This is a genomic window from Halobacillus sp. ABA4_118 (genome assembly GCF_056160205.1).
This window is the reverse complement of the sequence record NZ_JBSWWS010000001.1, coordinates 3,456,152-3,480,794: the sequence shown is the minus strand read 5'-3', so window position 1 is coordinate 3,480,794 and position 24,643 is coordinate 3,456,152. Positions and strand designations below refer to the sequence as shown.

Genomic DNA, 24,643 nt, shown 5'->3' with positions numbered 1-24,643 from the left:
CGGCCGGGGTTCTCTTCCTCCTCCCCGGCCGGGGAAATTCTTTTATCATCACCCGCTGATCAGACGCATACAGTGTACAGGAAAGGAGGGTGACGAACATGTTGTATAATCCGAACCAGGGAATGTACCGGCAGCAGTATGCATCACAGACAGCTTCTGCTGAGTTTTCGTCAAGCCCCACTGCCCCCGGACTGAAGGGGAGTATTCAGTTTTACCAGATGCCGTATGGTGTTGAGGTTTTCGTTTATGTGGAAGGACTGCCTTCGTTTAAAAAGGAAAAAAACGGAGTTCAGACGGGCCCTCACGGCTTTCATATCCACGAAAAGGGATTGTGTGAAATTGGGGACGGGAGCGATCCGTTTGCAACGGCCGGGGGGCACTGGAATCCTGATCAGCAGCCGCACGGCAATCATGCGGGAGATTTCCCTGTGCTTTTTTCCAATCAGGGAAGGGCTCGGATGATTTTCTTTACCGATCGTTTTCAAGTCCGTGATATTATCGGAAGAAGTGTCATCATTCATCAAGGTCCGGATGATTATCAGTCCCAGCCCAGCGGACGCTCAGGGAAAAGAATCGCCTGTGCCGTCATTCAATCCGGATAAATCATCATGGGGAGGAATAATGCTCCTCCTTAACGGATATAATGGAAGTAGAGTGATGTGAAGGGAGTGTACTTGACTTCATACCGCAGGCGTAGTATAGTAAGTATAAAGGTTGAATTACCAATATTAAGAAGTTCATTCTTCCCAATCACCTATTATAAAGAGTGATCAATTCTATTGGTACTTTTTATAATATGTGATTTTTTCATTAAAGCAAAACGCATATTAATTTAGAAATATTGGAGGATCCATTCCATGAAAACAGGTACAGTGAAGTGGTTTAACGCGGAAAAAGGTTTTGGTTTTATCGAGGTTGAAGGCGAAGACGATGTATTCGTACACTTCAGCGCAATCAACGAAGAAGGCTTCAAATCTCTTGAAGAAGGTCAAGCTGTAGAGTTTGAAGTAACTGAAGGAAATCGCGGACCACAAGCTGCAAACGTAACGAAATTATAAAATCATAAAAAGACTGGCTTTAGCAAGTCAGTCTTTTTTCTATCATAATTGAGTTAAAGGGGGCTGCTTCAATGGCATTCGGAAAGAAAAATCAAGCTGAAGTGAAAGAAGAAGACACAAAAATCTGGGTTTGTTCATCCGATGACTGCAACTGCTGGCAGAGGGATAATTTCCGTACGAACAATGAGAAGAAATGTCCAATGTGCGGCAGCGATATGAAGGAAGAAAACAAAGTCCTTCAAGTTGTGGAAAACAACAGCCTGTATTATAAATCTCAGTCATGATATGGTAAAAAAAGCGATTGCTCACGGGCGGTCGCTTTTTTCCGTGAGAGGAGGAGAAACCAGCCATGGATAACAAAGTAAAGCAGATGCTGGAAACGAAACAAGCACTCAGAAAAAATACGCTGGGCACGATTTTGGACCGCTTTGACGGGGATTTAATGAAATTATCGAAGAAGGAGCGCAGGCAGAAGTATCAAAAGATGATGGAGAGTCCCTACAGCTTTTTCAGAGGGAGCGCCTATCTATTCTTTCACGATGCCACGGAACTGCCGTTCAGGTTCCATACCCCTGATGAAACGCCGACATGGATCATGGGAGATCTCCATTTTGATAATTTCAGTGTGTTTCAAAATGAAAACAAGGATATCGTCTTTGATGTGGATGACTTCGATGAGGGCTATCTCGGTTCGTATTTATACGACGTGATGCGTATGGTTGTCAGTATCCGTTTAACTATGGATCAACTGGGTTATCCTGAAGACAGTCATGATGCGATGGTCGATCATTATCTGAAACATTACGTGAAGCAGATGGAAGCCTTCCATCATAGAGATCAGGATCCACAGACGATGTACTTTACCAAAGAGGAAAGTAAAGGCGCTGTAAAAAAAGCGATTCAAAAAGTAGAAGAACGCCGGGCTTCCCATGAACTGGAGAAACAGACGATCGTCAAGCATGATTCCATCCGTTCCTTTGATATCGGCAAAGAGAAATTGGCATCGGTACCGAAACAGGAATATGAGCAGCTGGTTAAAGCATGGGACGATTACTACCAGTCCCTTGATCAAAAACTGCGCCGGCCGCGTGAATTTTACCGGATCAAAGATATCGTGAAAAAGCGAGGCTCGGGGATCGGCTCTACCGGCCTCAACCGGTATTACATCTTGATAGAAGGCCAATCGGGGGACAGTCATGAAGATGACATCATACTGGAAGCCAAGGAAGCGCGCACGCCCATTCCAGCCTACTTCTTCCCATATGATGAACAGTTCTGGACGGAACATCGTCAGCAGGGACGGCGGGTGATTCACACCCAGCAGGCGATGCACCATTTGTCCGACCCGTATCTTGGGTACTTTACGATGAATAACAGCGACTATTATGTGCGCGAACGTTCGCCTTATTCCAAAGATCTTAAACCGAAACATCTGTTGGAGGAGAAGCGGCTGAAGAAGACACTGAAAACAATGGCTCAGATCAGTGCCAAAATTCATGCGCGGGCGGATGCAGATATCGATGAAGGTATCCTTTCCTATCATAGTGAGGATGCCATTATGGAGGTTATTCGCGGGCATAAGGCGGATTTCCAGACAGAGCTCAATTTATGGTCCAGGCATTACAAGGAAAGAGTCAGCACGGATTATCAGCTGTTTCTCGAATGGTGTCGTGAAAATGAGTACGTGAAATCTCCGTGATGACTGTTCTATGAAGCGGATGAATGATATACTTTTCTTGTTCTACAAACGAAAGCAATGGAGGATTCAGACATGTTAACAGTTAATAACGTAGGGCTTCGATTCGGTGACCAGAAACTGTTCGAAGACGTCAATATAAAATTCACCCCGGGAAACTGCTACGGGTTAATCGGGGCAAACGGAGCAGGTAAATCCACGTTCCTTAAAATCTTGAGCGGAGAAATTGAACCACAAATCGGAGATGTAAGCCTGAAAAAAGACCAGCGTCTGGCGGTCTTGAAACAGAACCACTTCGAATACGATGAATATCAGGTGCTTGAAACGGTCATTATGGGCCATACACGCCTGTACGAAGTCATGAAAGAAAAAGACGCCATTTATATGAAAGGTGATTTTTCCGAGGAAGACGGCATGCGTGCGGCTGAACTGGAAGGTGAATTCGCAGAAATGAACGGGTGGGAAGCGGATTCCGATGCGGCCCGCCTTCTTAAAGGACTCGGAATCGGTGAAGAACTGCAGACGAAGCAGATGAGTGAGCTTGCCGGTTCGGAAAAAGTGAAAGTCCTTCTTGCCCAGGCGCTGTTCGGCAATCCGGATGTTCTGCTTCTCGATGAGCCGACCAACCACTTGGATATTAAAGCGATCCAGTGGCTTGAGGATTTCCTTATCGATTTTGAAAATACTGTAATCGTTGTATCCCACGACCGTCACTTCCTGAACAATGTCTGTACCCATATCGCCGATCTTGACTTCGGGAAAATCCAGGTCTATGTCGGAAACTATGATTTCTGGTACGAATCCAGCCAGCTTGCAATGAAGTTGGCCCAGGAGCAGAATAAGAAGAAGGAAGAAAAAATCAAGGATCTCAAAGAGTTCGTGGCCCGCTTCAGTGCCAACGCCTCGAAATCCAAACAGGCAACTTCCAGGAAGAAACTATTGGATAAGATCACCCTGGATGATATCCAGCCTTCCTCCCGTAAGTATCCGTATATTTCCTTCCAGGCGGACAGGGAAATCGGGAATGACCTGCTGACGGTTAAAAACCTGTCCAAAACCATTGATGGTGTGAAAGTGCTGGACAACATCAGCTTTACATTGAACAAAGATGATAAAGTGGCTCTCGTAGGTGCGAACGAAGTGGCCAAGTCCACGCTTTTCCAGATTCTTATGGGTGAGATCGAACCTGATGAAGGAAGCTATAAATGGGGCGTTACGACCTCTCAAAGCTACTTCCCTAAAGACAACTCCGAGTTCTTCGATTCTGAGCGCAGCCTCGTTGAATGGCTCCGCCAGTATTCACCGGAAGATGAAACAGAAACGTTCCTGCGCGGATTCCTTGGCCGTATGCTGTTTTCCGGAGAGGAAGCATTGAAGAAAGCGAACGTCTTGTCCGGAGGAGAAAAAGTCCGCTGCATGCTGTCTAAGATGATGCTGTCCGGTGCAAACGTTCTTCTTCTGGATGAACCAACCAACCACCTGGACCTTGAGTCCATTACAGCCTTGAACAAAGGGTTGATCAATTTCAAAGGATCTGTTATCTTTGCTTCTCATGACCATGAGTTTATTCAAACGATCGCCAACCGCATCATTGAATTGACGCCAAGTGGTCTTGTAGACAAGGAAATGACGTATGATGATTATTTGAATGATCCGGAAATTCAAAAGCAGGTCGCTGCTCAATACGCATAAATACTGAAAAGCCTGTCAAAATGACAGGCTTTTTTTCTTCTTTTTCCCCCTTGATTTCCTCCTTGTTCGACCTTTTGAATGACTAAATCCCCTTGAAACGTGCCTTGAAGCGTGACGGATTTTGTCAATCTTCCGCTTTTATCATCGAAAAGGCGCTGGTTTTCTGCCTGTTGTAATGATAGTGAAATATAGATGTTACGTTTGCAACGAAACTGTTGCTTGTTTGTTCTTCATTTATACGAAATATCTGGTAATCTAGTAATTGTGAATTGATCACATCAAAAAATACAAAGTGATCGAACAAACAAGGGGAGGCACTATCCTATGAAAAAAACTGTATTTTCTGTTGCAGCAACCGTAGCCTTGACTGGAGCATTTGCCACATCTGTGAGTGCTCACGAATCTGAACAATATTCCGTCAATAAAGGGGATACTCTTTGGAGCATCTCTCAACAATACAACGTATCTGTCAACAATCTGAAATCTTGGAACGATCTGAATTCCAATCTAATTTATCCAAGTCAAACACTAGCCGTATCTAACGCACACAACAATCAAGCATCTACTTCTACTACTAAATCTTCGAACGCATCCACGTACACGGTTAAATCCGGAGATACGTTGTTCGCGATCAGCCAAAAATTCAATATTTCCGTCGATCAGCTGATGGCTTGGAACAATTTATCTTCCACTCTCATCTACCCAGGGGAACAATTCAAGGTTGACGGACAGAAAGCTGCGGAGACATCTACAGCTCCTGCCAAAGAAAGCACAGCCAAGTCCAGTGAGAGCAGCCAGAAATCAAGCAGCTCCAGCAATGCTTCCGCAAAAGAAACATCTGCTGAGTCCACTGAAGCTGTTCAAGCGAACACAAACAAAGGAACGAGCAATGATGTAGTTAAGGAAATCACAGCTGAAGCAACGGCCTACACGGCAAACTGCACAGGCTGCAGCGGCGTAACAGCCACAGGTATTGATTTAAATGCGAATCCAAACCAGAAAGTTATTGCTGTAGACCCGAACGTCATTCCATTAGGTTCTAAAGTATATGTGGAAGGCTACGGAACAGCCATTGCTGGTGATACCGGCGGTGCCATCAACGGAAACCGTGTTGATCTTTATATGCAGGACCGCGGTGACGCTCTTGATTTCGGACGCCAGACTGTAAAAGTACAGGTACTTGCGGACTAAATTCAATATTATCAAACGAAAAGACCTTTTCAGTCCTTCTGAAAAGGTCTTTTTTCTTTTATATAGGAAGTCTTATTGATAGACTTAAGACATCTTATAGTTGGAAAGGAGACAAATGATGAAAGCGATTGTACATGAAGGAAAAGATGGTCTGGAAGGTCTTCAGGTGAAAATGATGGAGGAGAAAACGCCGGACTCCCGTGAAGTGAAGGTGCGCATCCATACAGCAGGGATGAATCGTCGGGATCTTGCAGTGGTTACAAAAAGGCATAAAGGTGAAGATCCAGCTGTCATTCCCGGTTCAGATGCCTCAGGGATCGTTGAGGAAACAGGCAGAGATGTGACGCGTTTTAAAAAAGGGGATGAAGTCATAGTCAATCCCGGACTCGGCTGGCAGAAAAACAGTGATGTTCCCCCGGAAGGGTTTGAGATCGTCGGCTTTCCTGACCACGGGACGTTTGCGGAGACTTACATATGTACAGAAGACCATCTGGAGATGAAACCGAAGCACTTGACTATGGAAGAAGCAGGGGTCCTTTCGCTGGCTGCATTGACGGCTTTCAGAGCTTTGTTCACAAGAGGGAACCTTAAATCAGGAGACACCGTGATGCTTCCAGGAATCGGCGGAGGCGTCCTAACGTATGCGCTCAAATTCGCTAAGGCAGAAGGGGCCAGAGTGATCGTTACGTCACGGTCCAGGGAGAAGCTCAAACAGGCGTTGGACGCAGGAGCGGATAAAGCAGTCCTGACCGAATCGGATTGGAGTGAAGAATTGGCTGGTGAGAGCGTCGATCTATTGATTGAGAGTATAGGAGCCGCGACATTCAATAAATCACTGCGTGCTGTCCGTAAAGGGGGAACGATTGTTACATTCGGATCCAGTACGGAAGACGAAGTCACCTTGAATATCCGCGCGTTCTTTTACGGACAGTATAATTTGCTGGGGTCTACGATGGGAAGTGCAGAGGAGCTGAGGTCGATGATCGCTTTTATCGAACACCATAACATCCGTCCGGAAATCGACAGGATATTCCCGCTGGATCAAGCGGAGGAAGCTTTCACGTACATCCGTGATACTAAAAACTTCGGAAAAATAGGCTTTCAAATGTCATAATATTCTCTCTTCTTACTTAGTAGCAACTCCGAAATGAAAAATAAAACCATCATCAAGCGAACAAATGTGCTTATGATTGGACAAATCTACCATCATTTATTGTAGAATGAAAGTATTCAATAAGGAAGGGGAGGATCGCCGTGTCACATAAAAACAACCCGAAGCGTTTTGCATTAAATATGAGCGCAGCTCAGTTCACCAAATTTTACATCATGCACTTGTTACAAATCCGCCAGCCGATGATCAGTGAACATTTTAAGCAGGAGTTTAAAAAACTGACGAAGAACTGGATTCCGGCACCTTCAACACTTCTGGATACGTTACATGAAATGACGGAGCAGGGGTTACTCTATCGGAAAGAAGATTATAAATCCCACGATAAGAAACGTCAGAAGGTTTACTGGTATTATTTAACCGACCAGGGGAAAGAAGAATTTGACGTTTTAAAGAAGCGGTATAAATTGTTGTTTGAAGAACAGATTCAGATATTGAACCAGATTATGAAAGATGTGTATCGTTAAGCCCGAAAGGATGACAACAAGTGAGACTGAGTGTACTTGATCAAAGCCCTATATCCAAAGGGGATTCTGCCGAACAGGCGCTGCTAAACACCATTGAGCTGGCCCGTTGGACGGAGGAACTAGGTTATTACCGGTACTGGGTGGCCGAACATCACAGCACGAATGGATTGGCCGGATCTTCTCCGGAAATCCTGATCGGTCAGATTGCGGCAGCTACCAGCCGGATGCGTGTCGGTTCCGGGGGAGTCCTCCTCCCTCAATACAGTCCGTTGAAAGTAGCGGAAAATTTCAGAGTGCTGGAGGCTTTTTATCCGGGGAGAATCGACCTTGGTCTTGGACGCTCACCCGGGGGCGGCCGGAAAACGCGACTGGCCTTGACGGATGGGTTGGAAAAGCCGCTCAGCTCCTTTTCGCGTCAGGTGAAAGAGCTGCAGCAGTTTCTGCACGGGACCATGCCTAAGGGAAGCGATTACTACGGTGTGACCGCAAGGCCTTCAACAGAGGGACAGCCGGAAACGTGGATTCTCGGTTTGTCTGAACGCGGGGCACGTCATGCAGCAGTGAATGGCACCGGATTCACACTCGGACATTTTATCAGTCCAGACAATGGTGAGGATGCACTGCGGGCCTACCGGGAAAAGTTCAAGCCTTCCCCCTCGCTCGACCAGCCGGATGTGAATGTTTGTATTTTTGTTGTCTGTGCAGAGACAGAGGAAAAAGCAGAAAAGCTGGCGCTTAGTCAGGATTTGTGGCTCCTTCGGGTTGAAAAAGGACTCGAGACCCGTGTTCCTTCTATAGAAGAGGCGGAAAGCTGTACGTATTCTGAAATCGAAAAGAAAAAAATCGAGCAGAACCGCCGGCGTGCGGTTATCGGCTCCCCCCAGCAGGTGAAGGCGCGTCTGCTCGAATTGTCAGAGCAATACCAGACTGATGAATTCCTCATCATTACGAATATTTACGACTTGGAGGATAAGAAAGAATCCTACCGTCTGCTTGCTGAACAGTTCCGTACGTAATGGCTTCGGGAGAAAAATGAGTCATTCACCCATACCAATTCCTCCTTTTTCTCATATATAAAAGGGAAAGGGGGAATAAGTATGAGTAAAGGATATGGTGGAGGATTTGCGCTGATCGTTGTATTGTTCATTCTCCTTATTATTGTCGGAGCTTCCTGGTGGTGCTAATAAGCAGAAGCGCGGGTTTCCCCCGTGCTTTTTTTATGCTTCCATTCCCCGTGATATTTTAAAATGAGACAAACTAGGATATAATGGACGACATGACTTGTCAAAAAGGGTGAATAAAGTGAGTAAACAACAATATTTAGGAACAGTAAAAAAAGCTGTTTTAACAAAAAAAGTGACCCATGGATTCAAGGTGACGGCAGGAAATGAAGAATACTTCCTTCCTGATGAAGAAGTGGACGAGTCTGTTGAACTTGGTGATGAACTGTCATGCTTTTTATATATGAATAAAAAGGGAGAAGCGGCAGCGGTGGCAGATCTTCCGGAAATCACCCGTGACTCCTACGGCTGGGCCGAAGTTGTCGAAATTTCTCCAAACACAGGGGTATTTGTTGATATCGGACTTCCGGATAAGGATATTCTTGTGTCCTCTGACCATATGCCCCTGTTTAAATCAGTCTGGCCGGCAGAAGGGGATCACTTATTTATAAGTTTAGAACTGGATAAAAAAGGCCGGTTGACAGGCGAACCCATCAGCGAGCAGGAAGTGATGGACGATCTTGAGCCGGCCCCTGCGGAATTGTTGAAGGAAGAAGTGACAGCAAGGGTTTACCGGGCCATAAAAGCCGGTACAGCTGTGTTGACAGGCGAAGGCTACCGCGGGTTTATCCATCCGCATGAGCGTAAAGAAGAACCGCGTCTCGGACAGACGATTGAGGGCCGTGTCATTGACGTCAAGGAAGATGGTACGATCAATCTATCTCTAAGACCGTTAAAACAGGAAAGCATGTCTGAAGATGCCGAGATGATTTTCCAATTCCTTGAGGAGAACGACGGAGTCATGGGGCTTCATGATAAAAGCTCTCCTGATGAAATCCGGGAAACGTTCCAAATCAGCAAGGCTTCTTTCAAACGTGCGCTTGGCCAGCTGATGAAACAGGACAAAATTGAGCAGAAAGACGGACGCACCGTTATAAAGCATAACTGAGTATCTGCACTTCGAACTTCGTAGCAACTCCAATCTTAAACAAAAAAACAAAACAGCCGCTATGTCATTGGTTTGACAGGGGCTGTTTTTTACTGCTTTCATAATGCCGCTCCGGCTCGTCTGCATAGGTGACACGCAGCGAAAAGTGTTCATATCCGGTATCCAGTCCAAAAATGTGCAGGACGTCGTTGATGACAAGGGCATCCGGGGAATCTGCATCAAAGCTCATTTCCCGGAAGAGGGGCGTCAACTGATTCATGGCTTTCGTCCCTGAGATTCTTTCTCTGCCCATTTCGTACACAACCGCCTGCGCTCCTTGATCATAAGCTGAATAGTACACGCGGTAGGTTACACCTCCGGGATAGTGAACATCGAGATTAAAGGCAGTAAATGAAAAAGCACCGGCGGTCGAATCCGCCAACTCATACGATATATTGTCTACGGCGTTAAGTTCGGCTGTCTCTGCTTCCTTTTCGCCGGCAGGTTCTCCGCAGGCAGTAAGGAGAATGAAGGCAGAAAATATGAGCAAGATCCATGTATGCATTGAATTGCACCTCCTGTCTGTTAATCAGGATAGCCGAGTTGTCTCTTGTTTATAACACATGCAGCAGGCACAAATTTATTCATCGTTCCTGCTGCATGTTAAAATAAAGATAATCCGATCAAAGGAGGATGATTTATGAAAAGTCTATCGATCTGGCTTTCCCTTATAATCGTCGTTGCAGGCATCGGCCTTTTCACATGGAGTAAAAACACGGGAGCTTCATCCGATCCTGAAAAAAAGGCGTCAGCCGGCACGAAAACGATTGAAATGTATAACGGGGATACTGTTGAATGGACAAAGGCACAACTGAATGATCAACTGAGTGACATCCAATACAAAGTCACCCAGCAGGATGGAACAGAAAAGGCGTTTGATAATGCATACTGGGACAACAAGCAGGCAGGCATTTACGTGGATGTTGTTTCCAAGGAACCGTTGTTCAGCTCGCAGGATAAATACAAATCTGGGACCGGATGGCCGAGTTTTACAAAGCCGCTGGTGGAAGAGAATATAGTCACGAAAGACGATCCGGGCATTTTCGGCATGCGGACAGAGGTGCGCAGTAAAGGGGGAGACAGCCATCTTGGCCACGTGTTCAATGATGGACCTGAACCGACAGGGCTCCGCTACTGCATGAACAGTGCCGCTCTTGAGTTCATTCCTGTTGATGAAATGGAGGAAAGAGGCTACGGGGAGTTTTTAGAGGTCTTTGATAAAGCATAAGACAGGGAATTCCCCTGTCTTTTTTTCTGCTTTAAAGGATGCGGCCTTGACAACATCACTGAGAACGATTATCATTACCATAAATAATGATGATAATGAGGGTGAGAGGCATGAATGAAAACAAATCAAAATTAGCAGAGGTTATTAGAGAAAGACGCTCCATCAAAACCGGCTATCTGGATAAACCTGTACCGACAGAACTCGTGAAGGAACTTCTGGAGGATTCCGTATGGGCACCAACCCACGGGATGCGTGAACCATGGCGGTTCATCTATGTACCTTCTGAGCAGAAAGAGGCTTTTGTATCTTCCCTCGTCGACACGTTTCCGGAAGAACGGAAGGAAGACCGCAGAGATTATTTCAGCAAGCCTTCTGCTTTCTTAATTGTTGTGATGGACGAAGATCCAAGGCAGAAAGTGTGGGAGGAGAATTTCGGAGCCGTCAGCTGTCTGCTTCAAAACTTCCAGCTGCTGGCATGGGAAAGAGACCTTGGCGTGGTTTGGAAGACGAATCCCCACATCTATGACCCGGAGGTTCATGAACTGCTTGGGATTCAGCCGGATGAAAAGGTTGTCGGCTTCATTCACATGGGGTACTTTGACGAAAAACCAGAACCTAAAAAAAGGACGTCCATAGACGATAAATTCACCCTTTATACACCATAAATCCAGCACACCCCTCAGGAGGTGTGCTTTTTTACGGAGAAGAAGACGCTATGTCTTCAAACTGGATCTCAATCAATTGATCCTCTGCAGGATTGACCAGGACATACACGCGTACGTTCTTTTTTGTGCCCGCTTGATCCATAGTAAAAAGGAAGGTATACTGCTCCCGGTTATCTGCAATGGCTACTTTCCCCTGATAATCATAATTCACCAGGTCGTAATCTGGATAGTTCTTATCCGTTTCCTCAACCGCTGCTTTCCCCCATTTGGCATAATCAGGCTGGGCAAACACGTGGTTGAAGGACACGGAAAGAAACAAAAGAGCCATAAGAAAGACTGCTCCTTTATAAAATGTCCGTTTTCCTCTACGCTTCATCATCATCCCTCCTTTATCCTCATTAGTTTTTATAGAATCCGCAAATCTATGCGGGTGGATAAACAAAAGGTGCCCATAGGATCAGGCACCTTTTTCTATTTCATGTATTTGTCATCGTAAGCAATCAATACAATGTTGTATTTCTCCTCCAGCTGTTTGATCTGCTGCAGCTGATCTGAGGGGAGGCGTGCGAAATCGAAGGTCATTTATGCCACTCCTTTCCTTCTTATCATAAGCGGATGATGGGTTCTCTATGCAGTCCGGATGGATTATATTAGACGAATCATCCGAAGCGTTTTATCATAAAGAAAGGAAGGGGAAAGGAGATTGTTATGAATTTTACAGCGCTTGATTTTGAAACGGCTAATGCATCCAAAGGGTCGGTTTGTTCCATCGGGCTTGTGGAGTATGAAAACGGACGGCTTGTCAGGGAATATTACCGTTTGGTGAAACCGAAGAAGAATTATTTTGCTCCCATAAATGTACGCGTGCACGGAATTACCAAGGAAGATGTCAAAGATGCCGAGGAATTTCATACGTTGTGGGAAAATGAAATTAAATCCATGGTGGAAGGAAAGCTTTTGATCGCTCATAATGCCCAGTTTGACATGGGTGTTCTAAGAGCCGTCCTCGATGAGTACAACCTTCCTTATCCCATGCTTGCCTACAACTGTACATTGAATATTTCAAGGAAGACGTGGCAGCTTCCTAAATACAATTTGAATCGTGTAGCGGATCATCTGGGCTTTTCATTTTCCCATCACCATGCTCTTGAAGATGCAAAAGCAGCGGCTCATATTTTCATGAAGGCAAAAGAAAAGCTGCAAGCGGCCGACTCTAAAGATCTCGTGGATAAATCAGGGACAACGAACGGGATGATGTATGAAGGGGGTTATGAACCGGCGCGGTTGAATAAAAAGCGTAGAGCACAGAAGCCATCAGCTTCTTCTTTCACAGCAGCATCCGTAGAATTGGATCCTTCTCATCCTTTGTACAAGGCTTCGGTTTCCTTTACCGGACGGCTTTCCCATATGAAGAGGGAGGAAGCTGTTGAGAAGGTGATTCAGCACGGAGGAGTGTTTCATTATGATATTGAAGCAGCCACCAATTTTGTGGTCGTTGGAACCAAAACGTATGAGCGGTACACCGCAGGAGAAAAAACGTCCAAATTGGAAAGAGCGGAGACATTGTTAAGCCAGGGAGCATCGATCGAGATTTTATCAGAAGCGGATTTCCTGAATTATGTAAGGCGTTCAACGGTTTGAACGCCTCTTTAATGGATATAAATGCTTGCTGTCCCTTAACCAAAGGGGGTGGACGGCTCTGGCTTTTTCAGGCAGAAATCCTAAATTAACTCCAGCAGCGTAATAGGACTGCCAGACAATTTTTGTGCAGTACTGAACGTCCTCAGGGCCATTTAAGGGGGTGTGAATACGATACAAAGCTTCAGGGTATCTCTGGTATAAACATTCAGCAAACGCAGCAGAACGCAGGCCTGTGTCTTCCTCATGTGCCCGGTAGTGAGAAACTCTGCGGAACTTTCTTTTGTAAACGTCAGGTTCATCCTTGACCAAACCGGAAGGAATGGAATGTAGAACCTTTTTATCTGTCGTGACAATACCTGCATGGCCTACATATTTGGACTCCCGTTTACCGATAGGAGAAAACAATACATCTCCTGGTAACACCTCTGCAGGGTCGAATGTACAGGAATGGACTCTTTTAGGACGATAGAGAATAAAAACGAAAATGGTAATGATCAAAACGGACATTTTTTTCATAATACACCACCTCATTCTTATCGTAAGCAATGGATGAAAGAATGACAACTATCGGAGAGGGGTTTAAAGGTGCGTACAGAACAGGAGATGTATGATTTGGTTTTACATACGGCTGAGCAGGATGAGCGGATACGAGCGGTGCTGTTAAATGGATCAAGGGTCAATGCGAGTGCAGAACATGACGCTCTTCAGGATTACGACATTCAGTATATCGTGTCTGATTTTTCGTCCTTTATGAAAGATCACACATGGATTGATGTTTTCGGGGAGCGGCTGATCACACAGATGCCTGATCATTATCCTTTATACGATGAGGGTGGAAGGAGGGGACGGTTTGCTTATTTGATGCAGTTTACAGATGGGACAAGAATTGATTTGACTCTCGTTGACGTCCACGATCTTCCTGAAACATTCGAGAGTTTAACGGAAGTTCTGCTCGACAAAGATGGGTGTCTTCCGGAAATTCCTGCTCCAGACAACAGCGATTACATCGTTGAGAAACCTGTGCAGGAAGAGGTTTATCGCTGCAGCAATGAATTCTGGTGGGTCAGCCTGTATGTGGCTAAAGGCTTGGAGCGGAAGCAGCTGCCTTATGCTAAAACGATGTTGGAGGGTCCTGTGAGAAGGATGCTGCACCAAATGATGAGCTGGTACATTGGCTCAAAACATGATTTTTCAGTCTCTGTCGGCAGTTCCGGTAAATATTTTGAACGATTTCTTCCTGAAGAACTTTGGGTATCTTATCAAGCCACCTATACAGGAAGTGATTACAATGAGAATTGGAAGGCGCTCCTCACAATCGCTGAGTTATTTCAAATACTCGAAAGCGAAGTATCCTTGAGCATCTCAGCTGAATCCTTTAACAGCAATGATGTATACGCTTACTTAAAGGATTGAAAAAAAAGGTGTGGCATGTAAAAGTGCGGAAAAATGGATACAGGAACAAATGTTCGGTATAATGATCTTAACTAGTCTAAGGAGGCTGATCATGGTATCGAATGGATCGAGTTCAAGGAGACGCCGGCTGACGAATGAAGAAATTGCAGAACGGTACAAACATGGGGAAAGTACAACAGTGATTGCAGGAGAGGCGGGCATTACTCCGGCCGCCATTCGTCTTATTCTGAAAAAGATGAATGTGCCTATGCGTCCCCGCGGCAGCTGGAAACGTAAATATCACGTCAACGAGCATTACTTTAAAACATGGTCTAACAATATGGCTTATATTCTTGGTTTTTTTGCTGCAGATGGAATGATACCTACTAAAGGTCAGCAAATCAGCTTTTCCCAAAAAGATAGACACATACTCGATCTAATCAAACAAGAATTATGTTCTAATCATCCAATCATTTTAAATGAAGCGACTGATGTCTGTATTCTAAATATAAACAGCAAGATTATAAAAGAAGATCTTTTACAAATTCATGGTTTTACACCGAAGAAAAGTATGAAAATACAAATGCCTGAGATACCGGAAAATTATAGATCACATTTCATCAGAGGTTATTTCGATGGTGATGGGTGTGTATAGAGACTTTATTTATTCATTAAGCGATATGCTTGAGGAACAAGTTATTAGAAGTCAAATAAAGACCTTTGATACTTATTTCAGACTTTATGTTAGTGGTAAAAAAGATGTTCTGAATTTCTTCAATTGGATTTATGCCGATAAAGGAATATACATGGAAAGAAAGTACAAGACGTTCTTAAACTTGCTGAATTAATATTGGTTTTTAAAAGGGGAAGCACCTATAAATGCCTCTCTTTTTTTATTTAATTCTAGTAGACATAATATATATTATACTGAGCTAGTGCAAATCATGTAATTCTGTCTCAAATATTAAGTTTACTCATGTTATTGAGACAAAACAAAATGAAACAGGATTGTAGACATTCCGCATCCAGTTAAAAATTAAATGTTACTGTTTTATCTCAGCACATAATGATCATTGAGTATCTTTCAGTTCATTGATGAAATTTCGAATTGCCGTAACATCTTCCAAAATCCTATGAACATCCATCCGGTTTAACGGCACGAGCATAAGATCATTGATGGTTAACCCATGACTTTTATCATTTCTTTGTTTTTTCAAATATTCATTTAGATGAATCCATTGATCTTCATTATTAAGTATTTTGGTTTGAAAATGCTCAATCTGCTGCATGTCACACGGATTCGTTTCCTTCATATAAGCGCCTGATACCAATTTTGCCTGTCATTCCATTGAAACAGCTCCTTGATTTGAATATGAACTTGTACTAGTTTGACCTCCTTTCGATTTGTTACGTGTTATGGATGGTTTGTTTTTATTTATTGGAGTTGCTACTAAGTAATAAATAAGAATATTATGATAAAGTGTAAAATGTGCCTCTTTTTTGGGTATAGAACGTATGTTCTTATTTCGTTATAATTCTTTCATTGGAGTTAAAACTGCATAAAAAAGCCACAGAGTTATTACTCTGTGACCTTAACTTTCGATTTTTTCGGTGTTTGAGCTGTACTTTCCTCGTACACGCGAAGCGTTTTGTAGTAATAGTCCAAGATCTGCTCAGAAGGCTTCTGCCAGCTGTGTTTTTCAGCTTCCTTCCTGGCATTCCTGCAAAGGTCGGCATAAAGAGAGGTATCTTCCAAACGGTTGATGGCTTCAATCATGCTTTCGGTATTCTCATTTTCAAATAAAAGCCCTGTGCGGCCATCTTCCACCTGCTCCATTGTCGGACCACTCTTGGCTGCTATGACGGGTAAACCTGACGCCATAGCCTCCAATATAACAAGACCCAGTGTTTCGGTCACCGACGGAAAAATAAGCGCGTCTGAAGAAGAAAATGCCTCAGCCAGTTCATCTCCATGAAGCAGGCCTGTAAACACTGTATTCGTCCCTTTAAAGGCCTCCTCGAGTTCTCCTTTGACAGGACCATCCCCCACAATCGCAAGAGAAATGTCTTCCCGTTCGTCCAGCAGCGGCCTGATTTTATGAATTTCTTTCTCAGGTGCCAGTCTTCCGACGAACACAAGCAGCTTATTTTCTGGTTTACCGTTGGATAAACGGCTGCGCATAGACTCGGTCCGGTGTCCGGGATGATAATGATCCACAGCTACACCTCTGTCCCATACGCTGACATTATGGAAGTTCTTATCATCCAGCTCCGTCTTAATCGCCTGTGATGTGCATAAGTTGACATGGGCGTAGTTATGAAGCTTTCTGAAGTACCACCATACAAGCGGTTTAAATGGATAAAGCCTGTAATAGTCCAGGTATTTCGGCACGTGTGTGTGGTATGAAGCAATCAGCGGGTAATTCAGCTTATCCGCATAATACACACCAGAAACCCCGACGAGGGCTGGGTTGACCACGTGAACGAGGTCAGGATCGTGCTTTTGCAGCAGATCCTTCACCCGTTTTTGCGGCAGGCTGAATTCCTTGGACCTGTAAAAAGGCAGTTTTGTCGTTTTAACCCCTTCAACAATCGCTCCTTTGTATTCCTTCACACCAAGATCTGGAGCAATGACAACCACTTCATGATCCTGATTGAGGAGATACGTAATGGCTTCCTTCAGTCTTGTAACTACTCCATCTGTTGATGGCAGGAAAGTTTCTGTAATGATGGCGATTTTCAAAGCGGAAAACTCCTTACTTCCAGGTAATTGATGGCAGAACATTCTCCTGGATAATACGATCTTTATTTTCAACAGCTGTACGGAGGATATCCCGGATCACATCGTCTGTCAGCAGATGAGGCTCCAGACCAAGGTCACGGAGTTTCGTATTGACCGCATTATAATAATGGTCTTCATTCTCAATACGAGGATTTTCAATCTTCTTCACTTCTGTTTGAAGACCTTCCTCCTTCGCGATCTTATAAACTCTTTCAGCCAGCTCCTGAACGGAGAACCATTCTGTAAACTGGTTGAATACACGAAATTCCCCTTTATCTGCCGGGTTTTCAGCGGCGATTTCCACACAGCGCACGGTATCTTCAATGTTTAGGAACGCACGCGTCTGTCCGCCTGAACCATACACCGTAATATCATGCCCGATTGCTGCCTGATTGATGAAGCGGTTCAGAGCCGTCCCGAACACACCGTCATAGTCCACACGGTTCACAAGCACCGGGTCCATACGTGTTTCTTCGGTATGTAAACCATAAACGATACCCTGGTTTAAATCTGTCGCACGAATACCCCAGATTTTGCAGGCGAACGTAATGTTATGGCTGTCATGCACTTTGGATAAGTGATAGAAAGAGCCCGGCTGCTTAGGGTACGGAAGCGTGTCTTTTCTTCCTTTATGTTCAATTTCAATATATCCTTCTTCAATATCAATGTTGGGTGTGCCGTATTCGCCCATCGTGCCCAGTTTGATCAAATGGCATTCCGGTGCGAAATCCTTGATGGCATAAAGAACGTTCAAGTTCCCCATGACATTGTTCGTCTGCGTATACACCGCATGCTCACGGTCAATCATGGAATAAGGAGCAGAACGCTGCTCGGCAAAGTGAACGAACGCCTCAGGCTCAACCTGACGGAAAACTTCACTCAGGAAATCATAGTGGTTGAGATCGCCGATAAAGGTTTTAATCTCTTTCCCTGATACTTCTTTCCATTTTGCCACCCGCTCTTCAAGTGTGGCAATGGGTGTTACTGAATTGGAGCGAAGCTCGTCATCATACTTTCTGCGTACTAAGTTGTCCACGATGGTTACATCATGACCCTGCTTGGATAGGTACAGGGCAGTCGGCCATCCGCAGAAACCATCTCCCCCTGCTACAATAATTCTCATAATCTACCTCCTAGTTACATCTTGCATACTCGTATTCTCTTTTATAGAGTAACACTTTTGACTAATGTTCGAAAACTGGAAAGATTCCACCAAACCGGTATGCCTTTCCTGTTCAGTCATGGTCTCTACGTTTTTGACTTTACCATTAATTCAATTTTGAAACAATTAATTCTTTGTAAACTCCATAAACACTCAGAAGAAAACGAAATATGTCGGACTTTGAGACCTAAATGAGATTTTACCCACGATGCCAATAGTTTAAACCTGAAATGATAAAAAATGCGGGAAGCATCATCCGCTCCCCGCCGCTTCGTCATTCTTCTTTTTCTTCGTTTTCTTCTGGCTTGTCCCCTGCTGATTCTTCATCCTGTTCAGGCGATTCAGCTGCTGCTGCCGCTTCCTCTGCGCCTTTTTTATCCTCAGAAGCAAAACCATTGACGGTTCCTCTGGAAACATAGCTCTCAAGCATCGCTTTCAGATCCATGCCTGTTGTTTCCTTCAAAGACTCCTGAATCCCAAGCATTGTCGAGGTTACATTGCCTGCAACTTTAGAAGAACCACCTCTGGAGTCTGCACCACCCATATCAATCACTTTCATATCCTTGATCTGACTGATCGGCGCGGACACTTTCTCTGCATATTCAGGAAGAACCTTAATCAGCATTTCCGTAATCGCCGCTTCACCGTAGTGTTCCATTGCTTTGGCCATCCGTTCTTTCGATTCCGCTTCCGCTATACCGCGCTGACGGATAACTTCGGCGTCAGACTCCCCTTTGATCCGCTCATTATCTGCTTCTGCCTGGGCCCGTTTCGTGACTTCATAAGCTTCCGCATCAGCAATGGATCGTCTCCGCTTGTTTTCTTCTTCTTCAAGCTCCACGGCCCGCTGCTTTTCAATATACTGAACTTTCAATTCCTCTTCTTTAATCTGCTGAGCAAGCTTCTGGCGTTCCAGTTCACCAGCCTGGTCGGCATTCGCTTTCGCCCGGTTTGTTTCAGTCTGGAATTCCGCTTCCTTAATATCTTTTTCTTTAGTGGAAGATGCAACAGCCGTCAGGCGTCGGTTTTCCTCATCCTGCGCTTCCTGATCGTTCTTAGCCTGATAAATGCGTGTTTCCTTCGTTGCATCCGATTCCGCCATATTCGCTTTTTTCTGTACTTCAGCGATATGAGGGCGCCCGAGCGCATCTATGTAGCCGTTCTCGGTGTCTACATCTTCCACATCATTCAAAGCAAAGGATGTAATCTCAAAACCCATGCCTTTCAAGTCTGCTTCTGCAATCCGCTTCACCTGCGTGTTGACTTCTTTAAAGTCGTTGTAAATCTTCTCAATCGGCAAGGAGGCGATAATGGACCTCAAATGTCCATTCAGTACATCCTTCAGTTCTGATTCCCGCTCGTTCTGCTTCTTCCCGAGAAACTTCTCAGCAAAGTTCGCCATAATCTCAAGCTCACTGCCGATACTGATGACCGCTGTACTGGCTACGCGTACCGGAATCCCTTCCTTTGTGTAGGCCTTCTCAGAATTGACCTGCAGTTGAAAGGACGTTAAATCAATGGGTGTTGCTGTCTGGAACATCCGGAGACGATACCCGCCGCCCCGAATGATTTTAACCGACCTTCCGTTATCATCTTCAAACACGTTCTTTTCCTGTTCCGGATCTCCAAGCTTCGGCCCTGTTACAATCAAAGCTTCATTGGAACTTGCCGTTTTATAACGCAGACGGAAAATAATAAAGGTTACAATTCCGCCGATGATTAAGGCAGCACCAAGCACTCCCAGAATAATAACCGTTAAAGCTCCCTCGAACATACCATCCACTCCTTCCATTAGTCCCTTGTAAAAAGAAGGGCTGTCTAGCATATCGAAAAACCCCCTCCTTTTGTTTCAGATTTTCTGGATTTTTTTATAAAGTTTGTGAAATCTGTACATTTATAGTTTATGAAAACGCTTTATTATATAATGGATTCAAGTCATTCCTGAATGAGGAGGAAGTTTCTATGCGTACATATCCAAATGTATGGAATCCGACACAAAAGCAGAAAGAATCCACCCGCTTGTTTCAGTGGATGAAAAGATCAGGCTTTACGGATTATGATACCTTTCATAAAGTCACAACAGACCGGGTGGAATGGATGTGGGAGGAAGCGTGCCGGGAACTCGGCATCGAATGGTCTGTTCCCTTCAAAAAGACGCTTGATTTGTCCCGGGGCCTCCCGTATCCCCAATGGTTTGTCGGAGGTGAAATCAACGCGGCTCATAATGCCCTCGACAAATGGGCGGAAGACCCGGAGCATAGAAATAGAACGGCCTTGTTCTGGGAAGGAGATCGTGGCGATTCATCCTCCTATTCTTTTATAGAACTTCAGGAAGCTGTCGATCAGACTGCACACGGATTCCAGCGCTATGGTATAGCGGAAGGGGATATTGTGACGATTTATATGCCGATGATTCCGGAAACCCTGATCAGTATGCTTGCCCTTTCTAAAATCGGTGCTGTCTTTTCCCCTGCGTTCTCCGGATATAAAGCAGATGCCGTAGCTGCAAGAATCCAGGCTTCAAGAGCAAAAGCCCTGATAACGGTCGATGGCTTCTACCGGCGCGGAAAAACCATTCAAATGAAAGATCAGGCAGATGCAGCAGCAGAGCAGTGTCCCTCTCTGGAGCATGTCTTTGTAGTTGAGCGATCCGGTACCGATATCCAGTGGCATGAGCCGCGGGACGTTGCCTGGTCTTCACTGCAGAAAAAAAAGGGTCCTTTTCCATCAGCCGCTACAAAAGCCGGGGACCCCTTCATGTTGATTTACACATCAGGTACGACAGGTAAACCGAAAGGTGCGGTTCATACACATGCGGGTTTTCCGATAAAAGCCGCTTTTGATGCGGGAATCTGTATGAACGTTACTAAGGAGGATACTTTGTTCTGGTACACCGATATGGGATGGATGATGGGGCCTTTCCTCGTTTACGGAGGTCTTATTAACGGCGCCTCCATCGTCATGTTTGAAGGCACACCGGATTATCCCAGACCTGACCGCTTATGGAAGATTGTCGACACGTATAACGTGACACATCTCGGTCTTTCTCCAACGCTGGTACGCACATCGATGAAGTACGGGCCTGAATGGCTGCATCGTCATTCTCTTACCTCCTTGAAACTGATTGCATCCACAGGAGAGCCTTGGAATGAAGAACCATGGAACTGGCTGTTTGAACATGCAGGTCATAAACAGGTACCGATCTTTAATTATTCAGGAGGGACAGAAATATCCGGAGGCATTCTTGGAAATATCCTGATCAAGCCGATCCAGCCGGTCACTTTCAATGCTGCCCTGCCTGGCATGGATGCTGTCGTATTGAATAATCAAGGAGAACGTGTGATTAATGAAGTGGGTGAATTGGCGATTCGTAAGCCATGGGCAGGCATGACCAACAGTTTTTTTGAAGATGACGAGCGGTACGAAGAAGCATACTGGAGCCGCTTTACGGATACATGGGTGCACGGAGACTGGGTGGTAGAAAATGATAAAGGCTATTTTACAATTACCGGTCGGTCTGATGACGTATTGAATGTAGCAGGTAAACGGCTGGGTCCCTCGGAAGTGGAAACGGTACTCGTGGACCACCCTCTTGTGTTGGAAGCCGGCGTCATCGGTATCCCTCATGAAACCAAAGGGGAAGAACCGGTCGCTTTTGTAGTGGTTAACGATGAACCGGTGGAGCAAGCGTCTTTGATTGAAGAATTGAAAAAGCATCTGCATCAGAAGCTCGGAAAAGCTTTGTCACCGGACATCATCCACCTGGTATCAGACCTTCCTAAAACGAGAAATGCCAAAGTGATGCGCCGTGCGGTTAAATCTGCTTATTTAAACCAGTCCACAGGAGATTTGAGCGCCCTTGAAAACCCTGAAAGTGTACAGGAAATCTCTGATCTTGGTAGAAAAGCCGGCACAGAATCATGACAAACGCCTGGATCTCAAAAAAGATCCAGGCGTTTGTTTTTAAACCGGGTAGACCCCGTGCTTTCGATTTGTAAATTGGACATCTTTACGTGTATAGGCTTCATAGCGTGTACTCAATTCGTGACGGAGGCGGCCGGGTTTCACGACATCATCGACGACCATTTCTGAAGCCAGCCGGTAAATATCGATGTTTTCCTTATATTCCTCCTGCTTATCTTTAATGAAGGCAGGACGGTCTTCTTCCGGAAGGGCAGCAATCTTGTTGGCGTAGACAGCATTCACAGCCGCTTCCGGTCCCATCACAGCGATTTGAGCTGTAGGCAGGGCGAGACAAGCGTCCGGTTCAAAAGCGGGTCCTGCCATGGCATACAGCCCTGCGCCATACGCCTTTCTGACAATGACAGAGATTTTAGGAACCGTCGCTTCACTCATAGCCGCCAGCATTTTTGCCCCGTGACGGATAATTCCCGCCTGTTCCACTTTCGTTCCAATCATGAAGCCCGGGATATCCGCGAGGAACAACAAAGGGATATTAAAGGCATCACACAATTGAATGAACTTGGCGGCTTTATCTGCTGAATCCGGAAATAACACGCCTCCTTTGGCCCTCGGCTGATTAGCGATGATGCCGACAGATTTTCCGTTGATCCTGGAGAGTCCTGTAATCAATTCCGGAGCAAACTTCTTCTTAATTTCACAAAAGGAGTCCTCATCAATAATCCGGTCGATGAACTGATACATATCAAAAGGAGCATTCTGGTTTTCAGGTATCAACTCTTCAATCGTTTTTTCAAACGCCTGCGGTTCTCTTGCTTCCCTTGTTTTCGGACGCTCCTGATAGGAACTTGGAAAGTAGCTCAAATAGGTCCTGGCATACCCTATGGCTTCCTTCTCATCTGATGCCAGCACATCTCCGCATCCTGATACAGAGCAGTGCATGGACGCACCACCCATCTCCTCAAGGGATACCTTCTCCCCGATTACCTTTTCTGCCATTCTTGGAGAACCAAGATACATGGAGGCATTGCCATCAACCATAACGACAATGTCACAAAAGGCTGGAATATAAGCCCCTCCTGCAGCAGATGGTCCGAATAACAGACAAACCTGGGGAACTCGTCCGGATAATTTGATTTGGTTATGGAAAATACGTCCCGCTCCGCGCCGGTTTGGGAACATATCGACTTGATCGGTGATCCTTGCCCCCGCTGAATCGACCAGATAAAGCATTGGAGCATTGATTTTCAGAGCGGTTTCCTGAATACGTATAATTTTTTCCACTGTTCTAGCGCCCCAGGAACCTGCTTTTACTGTAGAGTCATTGGCCATCACACACACGGTTTCGCCGTTCATCCTGCCGATTCCTGTAACGACCCCGTCTGCTGGAAGTCCTTCTGATTGACAGTTGGCAAAAAAAGCATCTTCGATATCAATATCCTCATCAAACAACAACTGGAGGCGGTCGCGAACAAACATCTTACCTTTTTCTGCGTTCTTTTCATGATATTTTTCTGCGCCGCCCCGGGCGATTTTTTTCACCCGTTCTTCAAACGACTGCTGATCCGACATCGTTTTTTCCACGTGCTCACTCTCCTTTGTATTCCGGTCTGCGTTTTTCCTTAAAAGCGTTCAGACCCTCGACCCGGTCTGTCGTCGGGATGGTCGACTTGTACGCTGCGTGCTCAATTTCAAGGCTTTCCTCCAGCGGCATGTCAAACCCGGTATCCATTGCGTTTTTGGCAGCCTTTACAGCTAAAGGGCCGTTTCTTGCTATACAGGCAGCCAAATCCTGTGCTTCTTCCATAAGCATCTGCGGTTCATACATATATTCAACGAGCCCCATCTGGAATGCTTTGGCTGCTTCCACAGGTTTGGCTGTATAAATCATCGACTTTGCCCGCCCCGGACCGATCAATCTTGAAAGTCTCTGGGTACCGCCTGCCCCGGGGATGATCGCGAGGGATGTTTCCGTGAGCCCCACTTTCGCTGAAGAACTCATCATACGTAAATCACAGGCCAGAGCAAGCTCAAGTCCGCCTCCGAAAGCCGCTCCATTGATGAGAGCAATCGTAGGAACAGTGACTTTTTCCCATTTACGAAGAGTATCCCCGATTTTCCGCACGGTTTTGACGACTTCCTCGTCCGACATTCCGGACCTTTCCTTTAGATCCGCTCCCGCACAAAACGCCTTGCTTCCTTCTCCTGTAAGTAAGACGACCCGGATATCGGAGCGGGATTGAATATGGTCGATTTTTTCAGACAGCTCATCTAAAAGCGCATGAGAAAGAGCATTGGCCGCGTCCGGTCGATTTAATGTGAGCTGACAAACGTGGGCCGCCGGCTCTTCCATACGGATGAGTTCATTCATG

General features: G+C 45.4%; 26 protein-coding genes. 17 read left to right on the top strand and 9 right to left on the bottom strand.

The window, feature by feature from the left end; genetic code table 11:
* Positions 1 to 98: 98 nt before the first annotated feature.
* The 11 genes from ACXAGL_RS17795 to ACXAGL_RS17745 all read left to right on the top strand — a co-directional run bounded on the left by ACXAGL_RS17795 (position 99) and on the right by ACXAGL_RS17745 (position 9,441).
* Positions 99 to 602 carry a superoxide dismutase family protein gene (locus tag ACXAGL_RS17795; RefSeq protein ID WP_474968625.1) on the top strand — a complete coding sequence of 168 codons (504 nt, stop codon included), beginning with the start codon at positions 99 to 101 and terminating at the stop codon, positions 600 to 602.
* A gap of 255 nt (positions 603 to 857) precedes the next feature.
* Positions 858 to 1,058 (top strand): cold-shock protein, encoded by a 201-nt coding sequence (locus tag ACXAGL_RS17790; protein WP_027954344.1) that lies wholly within the window; start codon positions 858 to 860, stop codon positions 1,056 to 1,058.
* Positions 1,059 to 1,129: 71 nt separating this feature from the next.
* Positions 1,130 to 1,342: a cold-shock protein gene (locus tag ACXAGL_RS17785; RefSeq protein WP_027954343.1), complete on the top strand. Its 213-nt coding sequence runs from the start codon at positions 1,130 to 1,132 to the stop codon at positions 1,340 to 1,342.
* A 65-nt stretch (positions 1,343 to 1,407) separates the two neighbouring features.
* A complete protein-coding gene (locus ACXAGL_RS17780; RefSeq protein WP_474968624.1) occupies positions 1,408 to 2,757 on the top strand; it encodes a DUF2252 domain-containing protein in 1,350 nt (449 codons plus the stop codon).
* 72 nt (positions 2,758 to 2,829) lie between these two features.
* Positions 2,830 to 4,446 (top strand): ABC-F family ATP-binding cassette domain-containing protein, encoded by a 1,617-nt coding sequence (locus ACXAGL_RS17775; RefSeq protein WP_474968623.1) that lies wholly within the window; start codon positions 2,830 to 2,832, stop codon positions 4,444 to 4,446.
* Between the two features lie 324 nt (positions 4,447 to 4,770).
* Positions 4,771 to 5,637: a 3D domain-containing protein gene (locus ACXAGL_RS17770; protein ID WP_474968622.1), complete on the top strand. Its 867-nt coding sequence runs from the start codon at positions 4,771 to 4,773 to the stop codon at positions 5,635 to 5,637.
* Positions 5,638 to 5,755: 118 nt separating this feature from the next.
* A complete protein-coding gene (locus ACXAGL_RS17765) occupies positions 5,756 to 6,751 on the top strand; it encodes a zinc-dependent alcohol dehydrogenase family protein (RefSeq protein ID WP_474968621.1) in 996 nt (331 codons plus the stop codon).
* 140 nt (positions 6,752 to 6,891) lie between these two features.
* Positions 6,892 to 7,272: a helix-turn-helix transcriptional regulator gene (locus tag ACXAGL_RS17760; RefSeq protein ID WP_027954338.1), complete on the top strand. Its 381-nt coding sequence runs from the start codon at positions 6,892 to 6,894 to the stop codon at positions 7,270 to 7,272.
* 20 nt (positions 7,273 to 7,292) lie between these two features.
* Positions 7,293 to 8,288: an LLM class flavin-dependent oxidoreductase gene (locus ACXAGL_RS17755; RefSeq protein WP_474968620.1), complete on the top strand. Its 996-nt coding sequence runs from the start codon at positions 7,293 to 7,295 to the stop codon at positions 8,286 to 8,288.
* An 81-nt stretch (positions 8,289 to 8,369) separates the two neighbouring features.
* On the top strand, positions 8,370 to 8,456 hold the full coding sequence (locus tag ACXAGL_RS17750) for a YjcZ family sporulation protein (RefSeq protein WP_035531317.1): 87 nt from the start codon (positions 8,370 to 8,372) through the stop codon (positions 8,454 to 8,456).
* Positions 8,457 to 8,574: 118 nt separating this feature from the next.
* On the top strand, positions 8,575 to 9,441 hold the full coding sequence (locus ACXAGL_RS17745) for a CvfB family protein (protein ID WP_474991979.1): 867 nt from the start codon (positions 8,575 to 8,577) through the stop codon (positions 9,439 to 9,441).
* 64 nt (positions 9,442 to 9,505) lie between these two features.
* Here the strand turns inward: ACXAGL_RS17745 and ACXAGL_RS17740 are convergent, their stop codons facing one another.
* Entirely contained in the window at positions 9,506 to 9,985 is a 480-nt protein-coding gene (locus ACXAGL_RS17740; RefSeq protein ID WP_474991978.1) for a YusW family protein, read from the bottom strand.
* A 135-nt stretch (positions 9,986 to 10,120) separates the two neighbouring features.
* Here ACXAGL_RS17740 and msrB point away from each other — a divergent pair, with 135 nt between their 5' ends.
* Entirely contained in the window at positions 10,121 to 10,708 is a 588-nt protein-coding gene (gene msrB / locus ACXAGL_RS17735) for a peptide-methionine (R)-S-oxide reductase MsrB (RefSeq protein WP_474991976.1), read from the top strand.
* A gap of 110 nt (positions 10,709 to 10,818) precedes the next feature.
* Entirely contained in the window at positions 10,819 to 11,373 is a 555-nt protein-coding gene (locus tag ACXAGL_RS17730) for a nitroreductase family protein (RefSeq protein WP_474991975.1), read from the top strand.
* A gap of 31 nt (positions 11,374 to 11,404) precedes the next feature.
* Here the strand turns inward: ACXAGL_RS17730 and ACXAGL_RS17725 are convergent, their stop codons facing one another.
* Positions 11,405 to 11,749 carry a DUF3889 domain-containing protein gene (locus tag ACXAGL_RS17725; RefSeq protein WP_474968615.1) on the bottom strand — a complete coding sequence of 115 codons (345 nt, stop codon included), beginning with the start codon at positions 11,747 to 11,749 and terminating at the stop codon, positions 11,405 to 11,407.
* 332 nt (positions 11,750 to 12,081) lie between these two features.
* On the opposite strand from ACXAGL_RS17725, the gene ACXAGL_RS17720 reads away from it, so the two are divergent.
* On the top strand, positions 12,082 to 13,014 hold the full coding sequence (locus ACXAGL_RS17720; RefSeq protein ID WP_474968614.1) for an exonuclease domain-containing protein: 933 nt from the start codon (positions 12,082 to 12,084) through the stop codon (positions 13,012 to 13,014).
* Here the strand turns inward: ACXAGL_RS17720 and ACXAGL_RS17715 are convergent.
* The gene (locus tag ACXAGL_RS17715; RefSeq protein ID WP_474968613.1) at positions 13,003 to 13,530 is read right to left on the bottom strand and encodes a hypothetical protein; all 528 of its coding nucleotides are present in this window, start codon (positions 13,528 to 13,530) and stop codon (positions 13,003 to 13,005) included. The genes ACXAGL_RS17720 and ACXAGL_RS17715 overlap by 12 nt on opposite strands.
* A 69-nt stretch (positions 13,531 to 13,599) precedes the next feature.
* Between ACXAGL_RS17715 and ACXAGL_RS17710 the strand changes: the two genes are divergently transcribed.
* Both ACXAGL_RS17710 and ACXAGL_RS17705 read left to right on the top strand, forming a co-directional pair.
* Positions 13,600 to 14,427 carry an aminoglycoside 6-adenylyltransferase gene (locus ACXAGL_RS17710; protein WP_474991974.1) on the top strand — a complete coding sequence of 276 codons (828 nt, stop codon included), beginning with the start codon at positions 13,600 to 13,602 and terminating at the stop codon, positions 14,425 to 14,427.
* A 91-nt stretch (positions 14,428 to 14,518) separates the two neighbouring features.
* Positions 14,519 to 15,061, top strand: coding sequence for an LAGLIDADG family homing endonuclease (locus ACXAGL_RS17705; RefSeq protein WP_474991973.1), 543 nt, complete (start codon positions 14,519 to 14,521; stop codon positions 15,059 to 15,061).
* Positions 15,062 to 15,476: 415 nt separating this feature from the next.
* Here the strand turns inward: ACXAGL_RS17705 and ACXAGL_RS17700 are convergent, their stop codons facing one another.
* The 4 genes from ACXAGL_RS17700 to ACXAGL_RS17685 all read right to left on the bottom strand — a co-directional run bounded on the left by ACXAGL_RS17700 (position 15,477) and on the right by ACXAGL_RS17685 (position 20,124).
* Positions 15,477 to 15,719, bottom strand: coding sequence for a hypothetical protein (locus tag ACXAGL_RS17700; protein WP_474991972.1), 243 nt, complete (start codon positions 15,717 to 15,719; stop codon positions 15,477 to 15,479).
* A gap of 266 nt (positions 15,720 to 15,985) precedes the next feature.
* Positions 15,986 to 17,149 carry a glycosyltransferase family 4 protein gene (locus ACXAGL_RS17695; RefSeq protein WP_474968610.1) on the bottom strand — a complete coding sequence of 388 codons (1,164 nt, stop codon included), beginning with the start codon at positions 17,147 to 17,149 and terminating at the stop codon, positions 15,986 to 15,988.
* A 13-nt stretch (positions 17,150 to 17,162) separates the two neighbouring features.
* Complete coding sequence (locus tag ACXAGL_RS17690; protein ID WP_474968609.1) at positions 17,163 to 18,311, bottom strand: NAD-dependent epimerase/dehydratase family protein; 1,149 nt, start codon at positions 18,309 to 18,311, stop codon at positions 17,163 to 17,165.
* 313 nt (positions 18,312 to 18,624) lie between these two features.
* The gene (locus tag ACXAGL_RS17685) at positions 18,625 to 20,124 is read right to left on the bottom strand and encodes a flotillin family protein (RefSeq protein ID WP_474991971.1); all 1,500 of its coding nucleotides are present in this window, start codon (positions 20,122 to 20,124) and stop codon (positions 18,625 to 18,627) included.
* A gap of 188 nt (positions 20,125 to 20,312) precedes the next feature.
* On the opposite strand from ACXAGL_RS17685, the gene ACXAGL_RS17680 reads away from it, so the two are divergent.
* Complete coding sequence (locus ACXAGL_RS17680; protein WP_474991970.1) at positions 20,313 to 22,274, top strand: AMP-binding protein; 1,962 nt, start codon at positions 20,313 to 20,315, stop codon at positions 22,272 to 22,274.
* 39 nt (positions 22,275 to 22,313) lie between these two features.
* Here the strand turns inward: ACXAGL_RS17680 and ACXAGL_RS17675 are convergent, their stop codons facing one another.
* On the bottom strand, positions 22,314 to 23,843 hold the full coding sequence (locus ACXAGL_RS17675; RefSeq protein WP_474970391.1) for an acyl-CoA carboxylase subunit beta: 1,530 nt from the start codon (positions 23,841 to 23,843) through the stop codon (positions 22,314 to 22,316).
* Between the two features lie 16 nt (positions 23,844 to 23,859).
* Positions 23,860 to 24,642, bottom strand: a complete 783-nt coding sequence (locus tag ACXAGL_RS17670; protein WP_474968606.1) for an enoyl-CoA hydratase-related protein — start codon at positions 24,640 to 24,642, stop codon at positions 23,860 to 23,862.
* Position 24,643: the final 1 nt, after the last annotated feature.